This window comes from Atlanticothrix silvestris CENA357, assembly GCF_016056295.1.
GTDB classification, from domain to species: domain Bacteria; phylum Cyanobacteriota; class Cyanobacteriia; order Cyanobacteriales; family Nostocaceae; genus Atlanticothrix; species Atlanticothrix silvestris.
This window is the reverse complement of the sequence record NZ_JAECZB010000083.1, coordinates 17542-32750: the sequence shown is the minus strand read 5'-3', so window position 1 is coordinate 32750 and position 15209 is coordinate 17542. Positions and strand designations below refer to the sequence as shown.

General features: G+C 39.5%; 14 protein-coding genes. 7 read left to right on the top strand and 7 right to left on the bottom strand.

Going from position 1 to position 15209, the window contains the following annotated elements:
- The first annotated feature begins 545 nt into the window (after window positions 1–545).
- Together I8751_RS21325 and I8751_RS21320 are read left to right on the top strand one after the other, a co-directional pair.
- A complete protein-coding gene (locus I8751_RS21325) occupies window positions 546–1718 on the top strand; it encodes a glycosyltransferase family 4 protein (protein WP_214441111.1) in 1173 nt (390 codons plus the stop codon).
- A gap of 40 nt (window positions 1719–1758) precedes the next feature.
- Window positions 1759–2904 (top strand): glycosyltransferase family 4 protein, encoded by a 1146-nt coding sequence (locus I8751_RS21320; protein ID WP_214441110.1) that lies wholly within the window; start codon window positions 1759–1761, stop codon window positions 2902–2904.
- A gap of 7 nt (window positions 2905–2911) precedes the next feature.
- Here the strand turns inward: I8751_RS21320 and I8751_RS21315 are convergent, their stop codons facing one another.
- The 5 genes from I8751_RS21315 to I8751_RS21295 form a co-directional block, all read right to left on the bottom strand.
- Complete coding sequence (locus I8751_RS21315; RefSeq protein WP_214441109.1) at window positions 2912–3283, bottom strand: hypothetical protein; 372 nt, start codon at window positions 3281–3283, stop codon at window positions 2912–2914.
- A gap of 111 nt (window positions 3284–3394) precedes the next feature.
- Window positions 3395–3661 (bottom strand): hypothetical protein, encoded by a 267-nt coding sequence (locus I8751_RS21310; protein ID WP_214441108.1) that lies wholly within the window; start codon window positions 3659–3661, stop codon window positions 3395–3397.
- Window positions 3662–3938: 277 nt separating this feature from the next.
- A complete protein-coding gene (locus I8751_RS21305; protein WP_214441107.1) occupies window positions 3939–4841 on the bottom strand; it encodes a DUF2382 domain-containing protein in 903 nt (300 codons plus the stop codon).
- 242 nt (window positions 4842–5083) lie between these two features.
- Window positions 5084–5926: a DUF2382 domain-containing protein gene (locus I8751_RS21300; RefSeq protein WP_214441106.1), complete on the bottom strand. Its 843-nt coding sequence runs from the start codon at window positions 5924–5926 to the stop codon at window positions 5084–5086.
- Window positions 5927–6173: 247 nt separating this feature from the next.
- Window positions 6174–7016, bottom strand: coding sequence for a DUF2382 domain-containing protein (locus tag I8751_RS21295; RefSeq protein WP_214441105.1), 843 nt, complete (start codon window positions 7014–7016; stop codon window positions 6174–6176).
- Window positions 7017–7589: 573 nt separating this feature from the next.
- Here I8751_RS21295 and I8751_RS21290 point away from each other — a divergent pair.
- The gene (locus I8751_RS21290) at window positions 7590–8117 is read left to right on the top strand and encodes a universal stress protein (protein ID WP_214441104.1); all 528 of its coding nucleotides are present in this window, start codon (window positions 7590–7592) and stop codon (window positions 8115–8117) included.
- A 54-nt stretch (window positions 8118–8171) separates the two neighbouring features.
- On the opposite strand, the gene I8751_RS21285 is transcribed toward I8751_RS21290, so the two are convergent.
- Window positions 8172–8318 (bottom strand): hypothetical protein, encoded by a 147-nt coding sequence (locus I8751_RS21285; RefSeq protein ID WP_214441103.1) that lies wholly within the window; start codon window positions 8316–8318, stop codon window positions 8172–8174.
- Between the two features lie 166 nt (window positions 8319–8484).
- Here I8751_RS21285 and I8751_RS21280 point away from each other — a divergent pair, with 166 nt between their 5' ends.
- On the top strand, window positions 8485–10395 hold the full coding sequence (locus I8751_RS21280) for a peptidoglycan-binding protein (protein WP_214441102.1): 1911 nt from the start codon (window positions 8485–8487) through the stop codon (window positions 10393–10395).
- Between the two features lie 211 nt (window positions 10396–10606).
- Here I8751_RS21280 and I8751_RS21275 read toward each other — a convergent pair whose 3' ends face one another.
- Window positions 10607–12010, bottom strand: coding sequence for a glycosyltransferase (locus I8751_RS21275; protein ID WP_214441101.1), 1404 nt, complete (start codon window positions 12008–12010; stop codon window positions 10607–10609).
- Between the two features lie 645 nt (window positions 12011–12655).
- Between I8751_RS21275 and ebsA the strand changes: the two genes are divergently transcribed.
- From ebsA to I8751_RS21260, 3 genes are all read left to right on the top strand, one after another.
- Window positions 12656–13030: a type IV pilus biogenesis protein EbsA gene (ebsA, locus tag I8751_RS21270; protein WP_214441100.1), complete on the top strand. Its 375-nt coding sequence runs from the start codon at window positions 12656–12658 to the stop codon at window positions 13028–13030.
- Window positions 13031–13371: 341 nt separating this feature from the next.
- Window positions 13372–14466 carry a phosphotransacetylase family protein gene (locus I8751_RS21265; RefSeq protein ID WP_214441099.1) on the top strand — a complete coding sequence of 365 codons (1095 nt, stop codon included), beginning with the start codon at window positions 13372–13374 and terminating at the stop codon, window positions 14464–14466.
- A 192-nt stretch (window positions 14467–14658) separates the two neighbouring features.
- Window positions 14659–15162 carry a DNA recombination-mediator protein A gene (locus tag I8751_RS21260; RefSeq protein ID WP_214441098.1) on the top strand — a complete coding sequence of 168 codons (504 nt, stop codon included), beginning with the start codon at window positions 14659–14661 and terminating at the stop codon, window positions 15160–15162.
- The last annotated feature ends 47 nt before the right edge of the window (window positions 15163–15209 follow it).

Genomic DNA, 15209 nt, shown 5'->3' with positions numbered 1-15209 from the left:
AACTTAATTGTCAAGTTTTAGCAGCACACATTCATCATTAACAAACACTTTATATTGAAAAAATCATGTTTACAAAAGATTTATCAAAAACACACAGATTTTTAAACTTAATTCAAATATTAGTAGATCTTTTTTGAAGTATTAATATTTACCGCTTTAACAGGGAACATAGTAAAATTAAATACATCAGCCTAATATTATGTCCAAAAATAATTTTTTGCCGCAACAACCAGCCTTTAAACTTGTAAACTAAAATAATGTATTTATCTTAAGTCTTCATTGTATTTGTAGTTACAAACTCTTTTTTTAACCACAAAAGCATGAAGCTCAAAAGCCTACATTTAGGCAAAACTTTTATATAGATAGATGCTTGAGATGCTTTTGAATAAAATTTCTACACAGTATGTTCTAAACATTACGGATGCAGTAGAAAATAACAGAATATAAGTACTAACAGCATCAATTTATTGCTGAATTTAAAAGACGGTTGAGCTTGGTGCAAAAATAACAATACGCACGCTCAATACATCATAGGAGACAAGTAGGTGGAAGGCAAAAAAGATAATCTTAATTCAAAATCTGCATCTATCCTCACACTTGGAGTAGGGTGGTTTCCTAAAACGCCTGGAGGACTAGAACGGTATATTTATGAACTAACTCATAGTTTAGCGGCAAATCAAGACCAGATCGAATTATGTGGAGTTGGTCTACCAGAAACTGGATTGACTTTGCCCATAAAATTAACTAACTTGGCATCACCAGATAGTGCTATTTGGCAACGATTTTGGTCTATTCGCCACAACTTCCAAAAAACCAGAGTCGGCAAACCAGATGCCATTAATTTGCATTTTGCACTATACAGTTTTCCTATTTTAGATCTTCTACCCCAGGGAGTACCTATTACTTTCAATTTTCATGGCCCTTGGGCTTGGGAAAGTAAACAAGAAAAAATTAATCATAAACTCAGTATTTTTTTGAAGCGTCGGCTGATAGAACAAAACACCTATAATCGCTGCGATCGCTTTATTGTTCTCAGCAAAGCATTTGGTAAAATTTTACATCAAGAATATCAAATTCCGTGGAGCAAAATTCATATTATCCCTGGCGGAGTCAATATTAATTGGTTCCAACCCAACTTATCGCCTCAAGAGGCTTGTCAGCAGTTAGGCTGGCCTAAAAATCGCCGCATATTATTTACATCGCGCCGTTTAGTACATCGAGTAGGAGTTGACAAATTATTACAAGCCATAGCAGAAATTAAACCAAAAATTCCTGATGTTTGGTTGGCAATTGCAGGTCGGGGTCATCTACAAGCTGCACTAGAAAAACAAGTTAAAGAATTAAGATTAGACGAGCATGTAAAATTTTTAGGTTTTCTACCTGATGAACAGTTACCGATAGCTTACCAAGCAGCCGAATTAACTATTATGCCCAGCCAATCTTTTGAAGGGTTTGGATTAGCAATTGTAGAATCTCTAGCCTCTGGCACTCCAGTTGTATGTACGCCAGTTGGAGGTATGCCAGAAATTTTACAACCATTTTCACCAGATTTGATTACTGCTACGACTGAAGTCTCAGCTATTGCCGAAAAATTAGAACAGGTACTATTGGGACAACTAGCAATACCTTCACGTCAAACCTGCCGTCAGTACGCTGTTAATAATTTTGATTGGGACAAAATAGCCCAGAAAGTTCGCCATGTTTTATTGAATGGATGAAGCGAAGACTTGTGATTTTTTAAATTTTAAATCATAGTTTATGAAAATTTTATTTTTAGACCAAAGTGGTAAACCAGGCGGTGCAGAACTATGTTTAATAGATATTGCTAAACCATATCGCGATCGCGCTTTGGTAGGATTATTTGCAGATGGCCCCTTTAAAACTTTACTAGAGCAGCATCATATCCCAGTAGAAGTTCTCGCTACTCAATCAATCTCAGTTCGCAAACAAAGCAATTTAGTCCAAGCATTAGGAAGTTTGGGACAACTCGCGCCACTGCTAGCTAAAGTGGTGCAAAAAGCTATTGACTACGATGTAATTTATGCCAACACCCAAAAAGCCTTAGTTATTGGGGCATTGGCTAGCTTTGTGACTCGTCGTCCTTTGGTTTATCATTTACACGATATTCTTTCCACAGAACATTTCAGCCCAACTAACCTGCGTGTAGCAGTTAATTTAGCTAATCGTTTTGCATCATTAGTCATCGCCAATTCCCAAGCGAGTCAAGAAGCGTTTGTGCAAGCCGGAGGACGGTCAGAACTGACTGCTATTGTCTATAACGGTTTTGAACCACAAACTTATCAAACTTCTGAATCTGAAATTAGACAATTACGCCAGCATTTAGGTATATCAGAAAAATTTGTAGTTGGACACTTCAGCCGACTTGCACCTTGGAAAGGGCAACATATTTTAATTTCTGCCCTTGCACAATGTCCCCCAGAGGTGACAGCAATCTTAGTCGGTGATGCACTCTTTGGCGAGCAAGATTATGTCAAACAATTACACCAGCAAATTGCAACACTAGGTCTAGAAAAGCGCGTCAAATTTTTAGGATTTCGTGCCGATATTCCTCAGTTAATGGCAGCTTGTAACTTGGTAGCACATACATCGACCTCCCCAGAACCCTTTGGTAGAGTAATTGTGGAGGCGATGCTATGTGGCAAACCTGTAGTTGCAGCCAAAGCTGGAGGCGCGATGGAATTAGTAGAACATAAAATTAATGGTTTTCTGGTGACACCAGGAGAACCCCAGGAACTTGCACAAGTAATTTATACCTGTTTTCAAGAACCAGAGATGACTGCAAGTATAGCAACTCATGCCAGAATACTTGCTAGTCAACGTTTTGATGTGACAGCTATTAATGATGCCATTGCTAAACTATTAGCAAGCAAATTTAATCAATAGGTCGAGACTACAAACCAACTAATTCTTTAGATTCAAAATCTGTCAATTGTTGGGCGATCGCTAATCTTGCTTCTAATTTTGCTACACTAAATTGGTTACGCAGATATTCCAAATGAGCAAATGCATTTGCCTTCTCAACAGTTAATTGGATCTGCATATCTATTGCCTTTTGATATTCATGATTCACAAGCAGCACTTCAAAGCGACGTGCCTTGCGTTGAGCATCATTTTTCAAATCTATATCAAAAGCAGCGGCGCGATCTGCATTACCTTCAAATCGGTTAATCTGCTGCTGAACTGCCATTAACTGAGAGTCTATTTCATTCATCCGTTGGGCAGCTTGTGTTATTGCAGATGGATAATGACTCAGTTGCATCATCAAATAATATTCCTATGAAAAAATTTAGACAAATAAACCTCTTTATCCTCTAACCTCCTTTCTAGGAGATGGGTTTAAGGAGAGGTCAAAATTATGCCGTCTCACGTTTTCTTACGCTACTTCCCGGAGTTGCGACGACGAAACAGCCACGTCTGGAAATGAAAGCGAGAGTTGTTCAGCTTGAGGTACTGCGGCTTGTTCCAAAACCTGAACTTCGATATTTACACTTACCAAATAACTGCCTGTGTCAGCACCAACCGCTTCGGCGATTAATTTGGCAATATCTGGGCGTTTTGCAGTCAGGGGGTCACGTAAGATGCACCGATCCCATTCATGCTTGGCAGTTGGGTTGAGGTTGAGAATGTAATGTTTAATCATCGGACTAACCCTTGAATCCATCTTCCAGAAGACTGTCACAGAGCCGTTTTGTACTGCAATCGGCTTTGTGGAGGCTACTATCTATTATAGTACATAAGTACTAAATTGAGAAGAAGAATTAATGCCAATACAAAAAAGCAAGGTGCGTTATGAACTTAAGTCCATAACGCACCTTGCTGGTGTGGTAAGGGTAAAGGTTAAAAGTGCTTTAACCTTTACCCGATCCTTACAAGCACATTTTTGACTTGACAAAGTACTAAAGTGTGAGCAAAGTATCTTACTCAACCATAGATTTACCTTGAGAACACCGGTCAAACCACTCCTGGTATTTTTTCTGGAGTGACTCATCCTCAACAAGAACTGCTACTTTAACTTGCTGACAACCGTGATTTTTCTCTAGAGCGATCGCATTCAGAAGCAGACTAGCAATTTTAGGTGAGTTAAATTCACCACTTACTGTTAAACCACTATCAAAATTGATAGTTTTCTGACCTTGACTTTCAGTTAATTCTATACCAGATATTTCCCCTTGCCCTAGATCAATTTCTGCAAGTTGTTTGTATTCTGGAGTGACTTGTTCAACAATTAGCTTTTCACGTTGAACAGGAACTTGGATCATCCGAGTTTCGATTTCTTTGCGAACAATAACTTCGCCAACTTTACGCTTTTTACTGTCAAATACTAACCGTTCTTCTAGCAGACGAATAATTTCTTCTTCCGCAATCTCTTCTAAATTTCCCAGTTCAATCAAATTATTTGTAGTTTTCCTATCAGCTAATGGATTTGTGATATTTTCTGATAAATTTTGCTCATCGCCTGGGGTTTCCGTTCCTAAATATTCAGGCATATATTCTATTTGTGATTGTTCTAAGTCTATGAAAACAGATTTGCGAGGGTTGTCGATTTTCCTAATTTTTTGGCTTCGTAATAAAGCTAAGTTACATCTATCTGCTGAGTTTTGAACTTTTGGGATAATTTGTGAATTTGTTTCTTGAAATATCACTAAATTTAGTCGATGATTAGCATCCAAAACTAAATCTTTGACTTTGCCTACCGATTGACCTTGCTTATCAATCACAACAAAATCTTTCACCTTTTTTTTCAAGGTTTCTAGCAAAGTATGAATGCTAGATTTTTGGTTTACTTGTCTAAAGTTGTTCACAATCGGTTGGCTATTCATAAACAAGATGTGTTAGAAGGCTTTAGCAAGTTAGTTATATGATTTTAGGACTTACGCACACTCTACAAATTCTTGGCGTTCTTGGCGTCTTGGCGGTTCGATAAATTAAGATTTTTGGTGATTTTTGCGTAAGTCCTGGATTTATCTTAATTAGTGGATACAAGTACAGGCAAAGCTCATAAAGTAGCTCTACCTGTCTTGTATTTAATGAGTGATTAGTTCATGACTAATTACTAGGTTGATTAGCGTTCTTCAACAGGAAGACCAGGAGCATTGACATCTAATTCTTCACGACGTACAGTGCCTTGAGTCTCAACTGTTTCTTGCTCAACAACTTTTTTAACTCGAACTTCTTCACGCAAAACCGCTTCTTTGCCAATGTCGGGAGTTTCTTCATGAAGTTCCACACGAGCAACTTCGCCTTCACGGAAGTTAGCTTCACTAGCAGAAACAACCCTACCAGCATCTTCAGGAGTTATGCGTTCAATAACTACATGTTCTCTTTCTACTGGTACTGCAATTCTTGCAGTTTCAGTTTCAATATGTTTGCCAACTGCTACTTCTCCAGTTTTACGGCGTTTTTTACCGGCAATTAGACGTTCTTCATACAATCTCAGGGTTTGATGATCTTGATCATTTAGCCCGTACAAAGAAGGCTCATGTTGGTAATTGTAGGTGTTGCGGTCGTAGGTTGGCGTAGCTGTCGCTACAGCGTCGGTTTGGTAACTAGGATTGCGATACACTCCACGCACTTGTTCTTCGTAGTCGTAATCTAATGTGCGGCGTTCATCAAACTCAGGTAAATTTTCTGCCTGCTCTCTTGTCATGCCGATAGCGTAGATGCGATCGCTATTATAATCAATGCGAGAACGACCAACGGGTAACAGTACTTTTTTACCAAAAATCCAGAAACCTAAGTCAACAACTAGATAACGAAAATGACCTTCTTCGTCAACTAAAGCATCATTTACAGTGCCAATCTTTTCATCAGATCCTTCGGTATAGACTCCAAACCCTTTAATGTCATTACCTTGAAAACTATCACGGTAATCTGGATCAAAATCTTCTAATCTGTGAAGCGCCATTATATTTTTCCTCATTTAATAACATCTATTTGAGAATATTCTAAATATTTATTCCCTTGCTTTTCATCTTTCTCTCGGCTTAAGCAAGTATTATCAAAAGTAAGAGATATTTTATCTAGTTACCTGCGGAAATCGATATTTAAAATTAGTTAACCTCTAATTAAAACTATAGGCAGGAGTTGATATCAACTCCTGCCTATCTACTTTTTTATAATGTATCTATGCAACAATTGATTTGACTAGCTACTTAAACAGCATCTTGTTTATTTGCACCAGTTTCGTTTACATGCAGTTCGCCCGCAGTATCAATATCTAACTCTTCTCGACGAACTGTATCTTGTGCTTCTACTGTATCTCTATCTATCACTTTTTTAACTCTAATTTCTTCCCGTACAAACGCTTCTTTGCGAATCTCAGGTGTTTCTTCATATACTTCTATGCGTGCTACTTCCCCTTCTTGAAATTGAAGATTGCTTGGATCTACAACTGTTTCGGCTCCTGTTGGTGAAACTCGCTCAATTACAACCCGTTCTTTTTGGACAGGAACTGCAACATGTACAGTTTCCGTTTCAATGTGCTTACCAACAGCTACTTCTCCTCTCTTAATTCGTTGCTTATTAGCAATTAAGCGCTCTTCATACAGCCTAAAAGTTTGATGGTATTGGTCATTTAAACCATATAAATTTGGTTCTTCTTGGTAGTTATATGTCTCGCGATCATAAATTAAATTATTAGTTGGAGAACGAAATACACTGCGTACTTGTTCTTCATAGTCATCTTCAACAACCATGTTCTCTTGGTACTCTGGCAAAAGTTCTACTTGCTGTTTACTGAGTCCATCAACATAGACACGCTTTGCTGTATAGTCTATCCGAGAAAGACCTATTGGTAGTAGTATTTTTTTACCCAGAGAATCCCAGCTTGTATTGATAACTAGATATCGAAAGCGGCCGTCTTGATCTACCAAAGCATCAGCCACAGAGCCAACTTTGACTTCACCTTCTGTATAGAGATCTAAAGCCTTAACATCCTCGCCACCAAAGGTTTCTCGGTAGTTCGGGTCAAATTCTTCTAATTTATGAAGCGGCATAAGCTGTTCCCAAGTTATTGAAAATATCTAATTATTATTAGCGTATAAAGTATGATGCCAGTTTTCCTCCTGCTGGCGACTGAAGTCAAATGAGAGATTTCATTGCTTAAGGTTCATTTTCATCTGTGAAGTAGCACTAGTTTTGAACCTCTTGAATACAACTTCAGTAATCAATCAACTAAGATGAACTGCTCAATTTTCAACCAAAAGATATTTCTTTGGATAGTTGTAGCAATTAATTTAAAATGGTTAAAGAGGTAAATTTTTCTTCAGCTTTGATATTGTCAATGAGGAAAATACCAGTAACAAGTTCCAAATTGGAAACCTCTTGTGTATCAAGGTGATCGAGATAGATAACAATTAATCGCAGTTAAGCTAGCCTGATGCTAATGTCCTTTATTGCTGAGGAGCTTAATACTTGCTTGGGAATGATTTGGAACATTCAACTTGTTTTAGATAGTTCAATCTTGTTTGCTTCTGTTAGTAACAATTGAGATGCGATCGCCTGAAATGAAAATATAATTAAACACAGTTAAAAACGCAACTTTACCCATAATTGAAGGAATTTTAACTATGTTTCACAAAATGTTGATTGCAATAGACAGATCCGAAATGGATCAACATGTTTTTGAGCAAGGCATATTGTTAGCAAAAGCAACTAATTCTGAAGTCATGTTGCTGCATGTTTTATCTCCTCTAGAAGATCCTTATATCAGCCCTGTGTTTACGCAACCAGATGCTATTTATCCCACTTTACAAACTCCACCTATCGAGAACTATAAATATGTCCAAGAGTGGGAAGAACTGAGGAAACAGAGATTAGATTGGCTGCGATCGCTCAGTGATATAGCAATTCATGCAGGTGTAAAAACTGGCTTTTCCCAAAATTTAGGTGATGCAGGTCGTATCATTTGTGAGGTAGCTAGTAGTTGGCCAGCCGATTTAATTGTTGTTGGCCGTCGGGGTCGTGGGGGAATCAGTGAGTTTTTTTTGGGTAGTATCAGTAATTACGTGTTGCATCACGCTCATTGCTCAGTTCTGGCAATCCAAGGACAGATGACTGATACAGCAGAAAGTCTGCAAAATGCGTTAGAGGCTTGAAAGGGATGCATTCAGGGGGTCAGTTGTCAGTGGTCAGTTGTCAGTGGTCAGTGGTCAGTGGTCAGTGGTCAGTGGTGTTTTTTCTTCTTGCTCCTCTGCTCGGTTGTTGAGCGTAGTCGAAACACTGCTCCCTGTCCCTTGTTGAAGGAGATTGCCATATTTTGCAATATCTGTGTAAATTTGATGTGTAAACTTTATCATGTCTTTCTCCTTTTCTCAGTATCAGATGCTAAATTCTTAGTCATACAAGATTAGACAAATTGAAGGATAAAAGCCTTCTACATCTGCAAACTTTAACAGTACACACGCAGAAAGACACTTTAAATTTTTACCATTTATTACACTGAATATTGGCTATTCCCTAACTATGGACACACTTGCCTACCTGCATTTAGCTGAAACTTATGAAGCATCCGCTAATTCGGAACAGGGAACTGTAGCCGATTTTGATTTATGTTTTCCAGAACTAAACTGGACAAAAGACCAGAGTAAAGCCTTGATGCTGTTGTTCTCTTTTAATGTTGGTTTGGGTTTTTTTAATTGTTCTAACCCAGCGCTAGCTTTGAGGAAAGGTAACAAAAGCTCTCAAGTCATATCTCTTCAGCAAAAGCTAAAAGCAGCTGGGTACTTTGGAGAATCCATCACAGGATATTTTGGGCCTGTAACTGAAGCGGCCGTAATTAAATTTCAAAAAGCCAATGGATTAATCGCTGATGGAATTGTTGGTTCCCAGACGCTATCAGCGTTAACATCTGATTTGGGAACACCAAAATCTTCTTCTCCCTTAATTACTGATGACCAAAAAAAATTGACTGCGACTACCGCCACTCTACTTTTACAAAGGGGTAATAGTAGTTCTCAAGTAACCTCCCTCCAGCAAAAACTATATGCAGTCGGATATTTTAAGGAACCCATCACAGGACAGTTTGATGCAGCGACACAAGCGGCGGTGATCAGATTTCAGAAAGCTAATAAGTTAGTCATTGATGGGATTGTTGGCCCCAAGACACTATCAGCCCTAGAATCTAGTTCAACAATATTGACACCCCCAGTCTCTCAATCGACTTCTCCGTCTGCGGCGATCGCAAGTAAACCTCAACAACTAGAAAATCAGGAGCAACAAAAGCATTCCCAAAAAACCGTTTCCAGTCATCAAACCCAGAAAATACCGACACCCGCAGTCTCTCAATCGATTTTTCCATCTGCGGCGATCGCAAATAAACCTCAACAACTAGAAAAGCAAGATCAACAAAAGCATTCCCAAAAAACCGTTTCCAGTCATCAAACCCAAAAGATGACCCTCACAAAAACTATTTCTGGTAGGATTTCGCCTAAGTCTGTGGTGTATTCGGGTAATGGTTTATTCTTTGCCCAAAACATGATGTATAACCATACGATAACTGTATATAACCGAGAACATGAATTAGTCAAAGTCATTCCTGATGAAGTAAATTTATCAAAATACGGTTATTCAAAGTTTAAAGGTACTTATAAAGGTGCGCCAGTTGAAGCTAGTTTTTCCCATAATGGCAAATATGCCTGGGTTTCTAACTACAAAATGTATGGTAAAGGCTTTAATAAACCTGGTAGCGATCAATGCAATCCATCTCAAAAGACTGACAAAAGTTTTTTGTATCGAATTAATACTGATACTCTCGATATTGACAACGTAATCCAAGTTGGATCTGTCCCTAAATTTGTAGCCACTTCACCTGATCAGCGTCTGGTACTAGTTAGTAACTGGTGTTCTTGGGACTTGAGTATTGTAGATACTGAAAAAAATCAGGAAATCAAACGCATTAAACTAGGGGCATATCCTAGAGGAATTGTTGTAGATGCAGCTTCAGAAAAAGCATACATTGCTGTCATGGGTTCTTATGAAATTGCCGAAGTAGATTTGAGAAATTTTTCGGTAAAATGGCTGAAAAATATTGGTCGTTCACCACGCCATTTAAATATAGACCCAGCTGATAAATATCTCTATGCTTCTTTAAATGGTGAAGGGAAAATTGCGAAAATTAGCTTGCCAAATGGTAAATTAATCAAGAAAATTTCCACAGGCAATGCTCCGCGTAGCATGGTTTTATCAGATAATGGTCAACGGCTTTATGTTGTCAACTATAGCGACAACACAGTTAGTAAAATTCGCACCAATGACATGAAGATAATTCAAAAAGTGAATGTTGGTGCTAATCCTATTGGAATTACCTACGATCCTGAAACTAAACAAGTTTGGGTAGCTTGCTATTCTGGTAATATTATGGTTTTCCAAGATTAATGTTGTATCTCGCACTGATTGTTTGAGGTACTGATATGACTGGAGAGAATTCGTAAATTTTAGAGTAATTCAGGCGGAGATCGCTGAAGCACTAACTGCGTGACTTTTAGTGCATTTTATTTGTGACAGTTGTAACCACGAAATGTGGAATTAAAAATGCAAAATTTAAAGTTATTGTTTTGAATTTTGCATTTTCCATTACCCGTAAAAGCTACTCTCCATTTCCTGAATGCACTGTTTTTACCCACTTTAGGCGCTTTGGTCTGATAGAGACACGGGCAGTAGTACTGCTCATGACTACTAACCAGTGCAACATATATAATGTGCCACGCATTGTCTGAAGCAATAGCAGAAAGCTTGTAAAAATACTGAATTTCTGATCTAGACGTATCCGCTTCAGACCGGCAAACATACCCACCACAGACATAGTTACAGATAAACTAGTGACTGGGCTGAGAATTGGTAAACGATGCCGAGCGATCGCCATTAATAAATCTGGGATGGCTGCTGTCGGCAAGATATACATAGTCACCATAAACATCAGCAAATCCCAAGTTTTCCGCGTACCCATGCGGTTTTTGAGAATGAGATGCCAATAATCTAAATAACGCTGATAGCCACCTTCTGCCCAACGGTTGCGCTGATGCCAAAGAGCGATCGCATTTGTCACGCCTTCTTCTTGCACCGCTGGGTAGGATGTACACTCAATATCCCAGTTATTTAGATGGAGGCGGAAAGTCATATCCAAATCATCGGTGATGGTTTCTTCATTCCACCCACCACAACTTTCTAAGGCAGTCCGGCGGACAAATTGACCGTTACCCCGCAGTTCGCCAATTCCACCAATGGCAGTACGTTGTTGCTGAAACCAAGTATCCAGAGCCATTTCTGCCATCTGACCTTTAGTCCAAAAATTTTCCTTGGCGTTGGCGATCGCCTTTCGTACTTGTACTGCCCCCACTTTTTCGTGCTGAAATAAGGGTATTACCTGTAACAGTAAATCTGGTGCTACCTGAGCATCAGCATCAAATACTGCCACAACTTCCCCTTTGGTCAGTGGCAAAACCTGATTTAACGCTCCCGACTTGCCACCCGTAGCTTGTGCAGAACGCCTAAGAACCTTCAGTTGTTCATATTCTTGCGCTAGTTCTGCTAATAACTGTGGTGTTTTATCGGTACTGTGATCGTCAATGATCCAGACTTCGTACTGCCCATTGGGATATTCCAGGCTACAAAGATTTTTGACTAATTTGCCAATAACTGCATCTTCATTTTTTGCTGCTACCAAAATAGATACAGAGGGCAAATCTCCTTGCATTTCTTTGGCATAATGGCGGGGTCTAGCAAACACGATCACTAAGGCATGAAGCCCTAGGAGCGTGGTCAATCCTAGTACGAATATAGAACCCCAGGAAACTAAATGCAGGGCGATCGTGCCACTCCAAACTATCGTTAAAACTAGAGCAGCTTTGCGTCTACGTCCTTGAAACCTGGGTGGTAGAGACATATCAGTTTCTACCACTGACTCCTCATCTACCGATAGGTCGGATAACAGGGAGTTAAGTGGGTCAAGCTCGTCGTAATAATCGTTTTCGGGCCAGGAATTCGCTGGCATAGGTACTTGATTGTAAAACCAGTATTTTTATACACCCTAAAGAAGCTGAGAATCAGGTAACACTAAACTGTTAAACCTTGATAAACTTGCAACCACTAGATCCTTGTAAACTTACGATAAAGTTCGTCAAGTCCTCCTTTAGGTTGGACAAAATTATAGCAAGGTAACGGCAGCTAGTAGTTAAATAAAGCACAATAACAGCATTCACAGACTGATAGCCGGAATTTGTGATGTTATTGCCCTAGCTTCGATAAAAGCCAATGCAGCCTCATTGTAACCGAAATTTTAATATTTCTTAGCAGTAACTTCTATCAACATGATTATTCCTGGGCTGGAATTGGCTACAAAAGCCAAAATTATAATAAAACAGCAGTTAAAAGCATAACTTATAAACTCTTGACGTTTATTTATATTTTTCCTGTTTTTACTCTTAATCTTTGGCTGATGCTGATTACTTTATTTACGCTGCGCGGGTCAGTTGACTGTTGTCAGTTGTTAGTGGTCAGTGGTCAGTTGTTATTCTTCTTACTTCCCCTGCTCCCTTGCTCCCCTGCTCCTCTGCTGTGTGGAACGTATATTTTTTGGGAATACTATTGATGTCAACTAATATCCCCAGTTTTTAAGTAACTTGAGGAATATTCAACGATGTCTATTGAGCAACTGCAACCTGCCACTCCACAACAAGCAAGCGTTTACCTACCTTATATTCAGGGTGCTAAGCGCAATTTTTTGCCCTATGCCATTAGTCTTTATCAAAAAGGCGTTTTAGAGGGACACCGCAAAATAGAAGCAAGTGATAATATTCCCTTTGTCGCTTCTTGGAATGTTGCAACCTTACCTTCAGACTTGACGCGTTGCCGGATGCAATTTGACGGCAATGCTGACCTCAGTTATGAAATGATGATGGCAAGTTTTGAATTTATTAGCTTTTTAATTGAACTTATGGATAACTATAAGCGCCATCGTGCTACCGATTTTTCGCAAGCTTTTTATCGTAAATTGCTGCGTATAGACGAATAAACTAGTTCACTAGGAATGTAGGGTATAAAGGTGTAAGGATTTAGGGGTACAGGAATTAAGGGCGAAATTCTTTGTCTATAGCCTTATACCCCTTTTACCCAGGCTTTTAGAGCCATATCATAAATCCTCAATATAAAAATATTGAAAGTAAAATTTTAGATACCAAGCAGATATTAGTACAACAATATAAATACTTAGGTTTTAAGATAAATATATTACCTCAAAAAAGTACATCCTTGAAAAAACCCACTTTGTGAAAGCACAAGGCTTCTGCCGGAACAAACTAGAATTAGGAAACACCTAGCTGGGTTTTACTTCCTTTTGAAATTAGGAGTGCATGTGTGCCAAAATCTGCTAAACATTTGCTGATTGGATCAACCGAGACTTACAGTGGTAAATCTGCAACTGTTTTGGGTTTGTATCACCAACTACAGCAAAAAGGACTGGATATTGGCTACGGCAAACCACTAGGCACTTGTTTTAGTGCATCTGGCGGTACCGTGGTTGAAGAAGATGTCCAGTTCGTTACTCTTAGTCTCAATCTATCGGCAAACCGTGTTGCTCCCACTTTGCTTGCTTTGAATGAAATTAGTGTGCAAAAACGCTTACGCGGTGAAGATAAAACCGATTATCGTCAGTCCCTAATAGAGCAATATTTACAAATTCCGCGAGGGGATTTAGTTTTGCTAGAGGGATCTGGTGATTTAGCGGAAGGGAATCTGTTTGATTTGTCTTTGCTGCAAATAGCTGAAGTGTTAGACGCTGCTGTGTTGTTAGTAGCTCGTTACAACTCGCTGCTTTCAGTTGAAGCACTATTATCTGCAAAGCAGCGCGTGGGCGATCGCTTGGCGGGAGTTGTAATCAATGATATTCCTGCCGAACAAATAGAAACAGTTGACAGTCTTTTACGGCCGTATTTGGAACAGCAAGGTATTGCCGTACTGGCAATGCTGCCCAAAAGCGACTTGCTACGCAGTGTCAGCGTTGGCGAACTGGTAAAACAATTAAATGCCGAAGTTCTCTGTCGTAGCGATCGCTTAGATTTGATGGTGGAAAGTTTGGCAATTGGGGCAATGAATGTCAATTCTGCTGTGAAGTATTTCCGTAAACGCCGGAATATGGCAGTGGTGACAGGAGGCGATCGCGTGGAGATTCAGCAAGCTGCTTTAGAAACTTCTACCCAGTGCCTCATCCTCACCGGACAGCTACCACCTCCCCCATTCATCCTCAGTCGCGCTGAAGAATTAGAAATCCCCATTTTATCTGTTGACTTGGATACTCTCACAACCGTAGAGATTGTTGACCGCACTTTTGGTCAAGTACGCGTTCATGAGCCAATTAAAGTTCAATGCATTCGTCAGTTAATGACAGAGCATTTTGACATTGACCGCTTGTTATCTAAACTAGGCTTAACTCCAGCAAACGCCTTACCTTAGCTTTGTCTGAGAGCATATATGGAGGTATAAGACCCTTTATCTCCTCTGCTCTCTACTTAACTTTTCATTGAAGTTATCCAAACTACTGACCACATAATCAAAAAAATGTAGCAAGATCTAACTCAGGTTGGCTTCGCACTTACACTCTGTTTGGTAAAATAGCTGGGTTGTTTAATCTGATTACGTCCATCTTTGAGCCAGTCAATAGACCTTATCAAACTCGATACATTAGCGCAGGAACTGGCGACAATCCAGCAAACAGGTTCTAAACGAATCGCCTTGCTAGGTTCGCGTCATGTGCCCATTACGCATCAAAATCTAATTGAAATGATGACTTATGCCCTGGTTTTATCAGGTAATCGCGTCATCACCTCTGGAGCAACAGGTACCAATTCTGCTGCCATCAAGGGAGCAATGCGGGCTGATCCTAACTTGTTGACGGTGATTCTACCTCAAAGTTTAGAACGCCAACCCAACGAATCACGCCAGCAATTAGAGCAGGTAATGCATTTGGTGGAAAATCCCGGTAATGATAATCTGTCCCTCGCTGAAGCTAGTTATCTGTGTAATAAGGAGATTGTCTCCCGTTGCCAGCAACTAATTTGCTTTGCGTTTCATGACAGTCGTACTCTGCTACAAACTTGCCAGGATGCAGAAGAACAAAGAAAAGTGCTGACGCTTTTCTATTTTGACTAAAGCTAAGTGTAGTCCTCGCCCAGGTAATGATAGATATAGGAAAATGC

Coding starts and splice junctions, on each gene's coding strand:
- I8751_RS21300 (WP_214441106.1), bottom strand. CDS start 5,926: ATGGCGCTTCACAGATTAGAAGATTTTGATCCAGATTACCGTGATAGT.
- ebsA (WP_214441100.1), top strand. CDS start 12,656: ATGTCTATTGAGCAACTGCAACCTGCCACTCCACAACAAGCAAGCGTT.
- I8751_RS21310 (WP_214441108.1), bottom strand. CDS start 3,661: ATGATTAAACATTACATTCTCAACCTCAACCCAACTGCCAAGCATGAA.
- I8751_RS21280 (WP_214441102.1), top strand. CDS start 8,485: ATGGACACACTTGCCTACCTGCATTTAGCTGAAACTTATGAAGCATCC.
- I8751_RS21285 (WP_214441103.1), bottom strand. CDS start 8,318: ATGATAAAGTTTACACATCAAATTTACACAGATATTGCAAAATATGGC.
- I8751_RS21295 (WP_214441105.1), bottom strand. CDS start 7,016: ATGCCGCTTCATAAATTAGAAGAATTTGACCCGAACTACCGAGAAACC.
- I8751_RS21275 (WP_214441101.1), bottom strand. CDS start 12,010: ATGCCAGCGAATTCCTGGCCCGAAAACGATTATTACGACGAGCTTGAC.
- I8751_RS21315 (WP_214441109.1), bottom strand. CDS start 3,283: ATGATGCAACTGAGTCATTATCCATCTGCAATAACACAAGCTGCCCAA.
- I8751_RS21290 (WP_214441104.1), top strand. CDS start 7,590: ATGTTTCACAAAATGTTGATTGCAATAGACAGATCCGAAATGGATCAA.
- I8751_RS21320 (WP_214441110.1), top strand. CDS start 1,759: ATGAAAATTTTATTTTTAGACCAAAGTGGTAAACCAGGCGGTGCAGAA.
- I8751_RS21305 (WP_214441107.1), bottom strand. CDS start 4,841: ATGAATAGCCAACCGATTGTGAACAACTTTAGACAAGTAAACCAAAAA.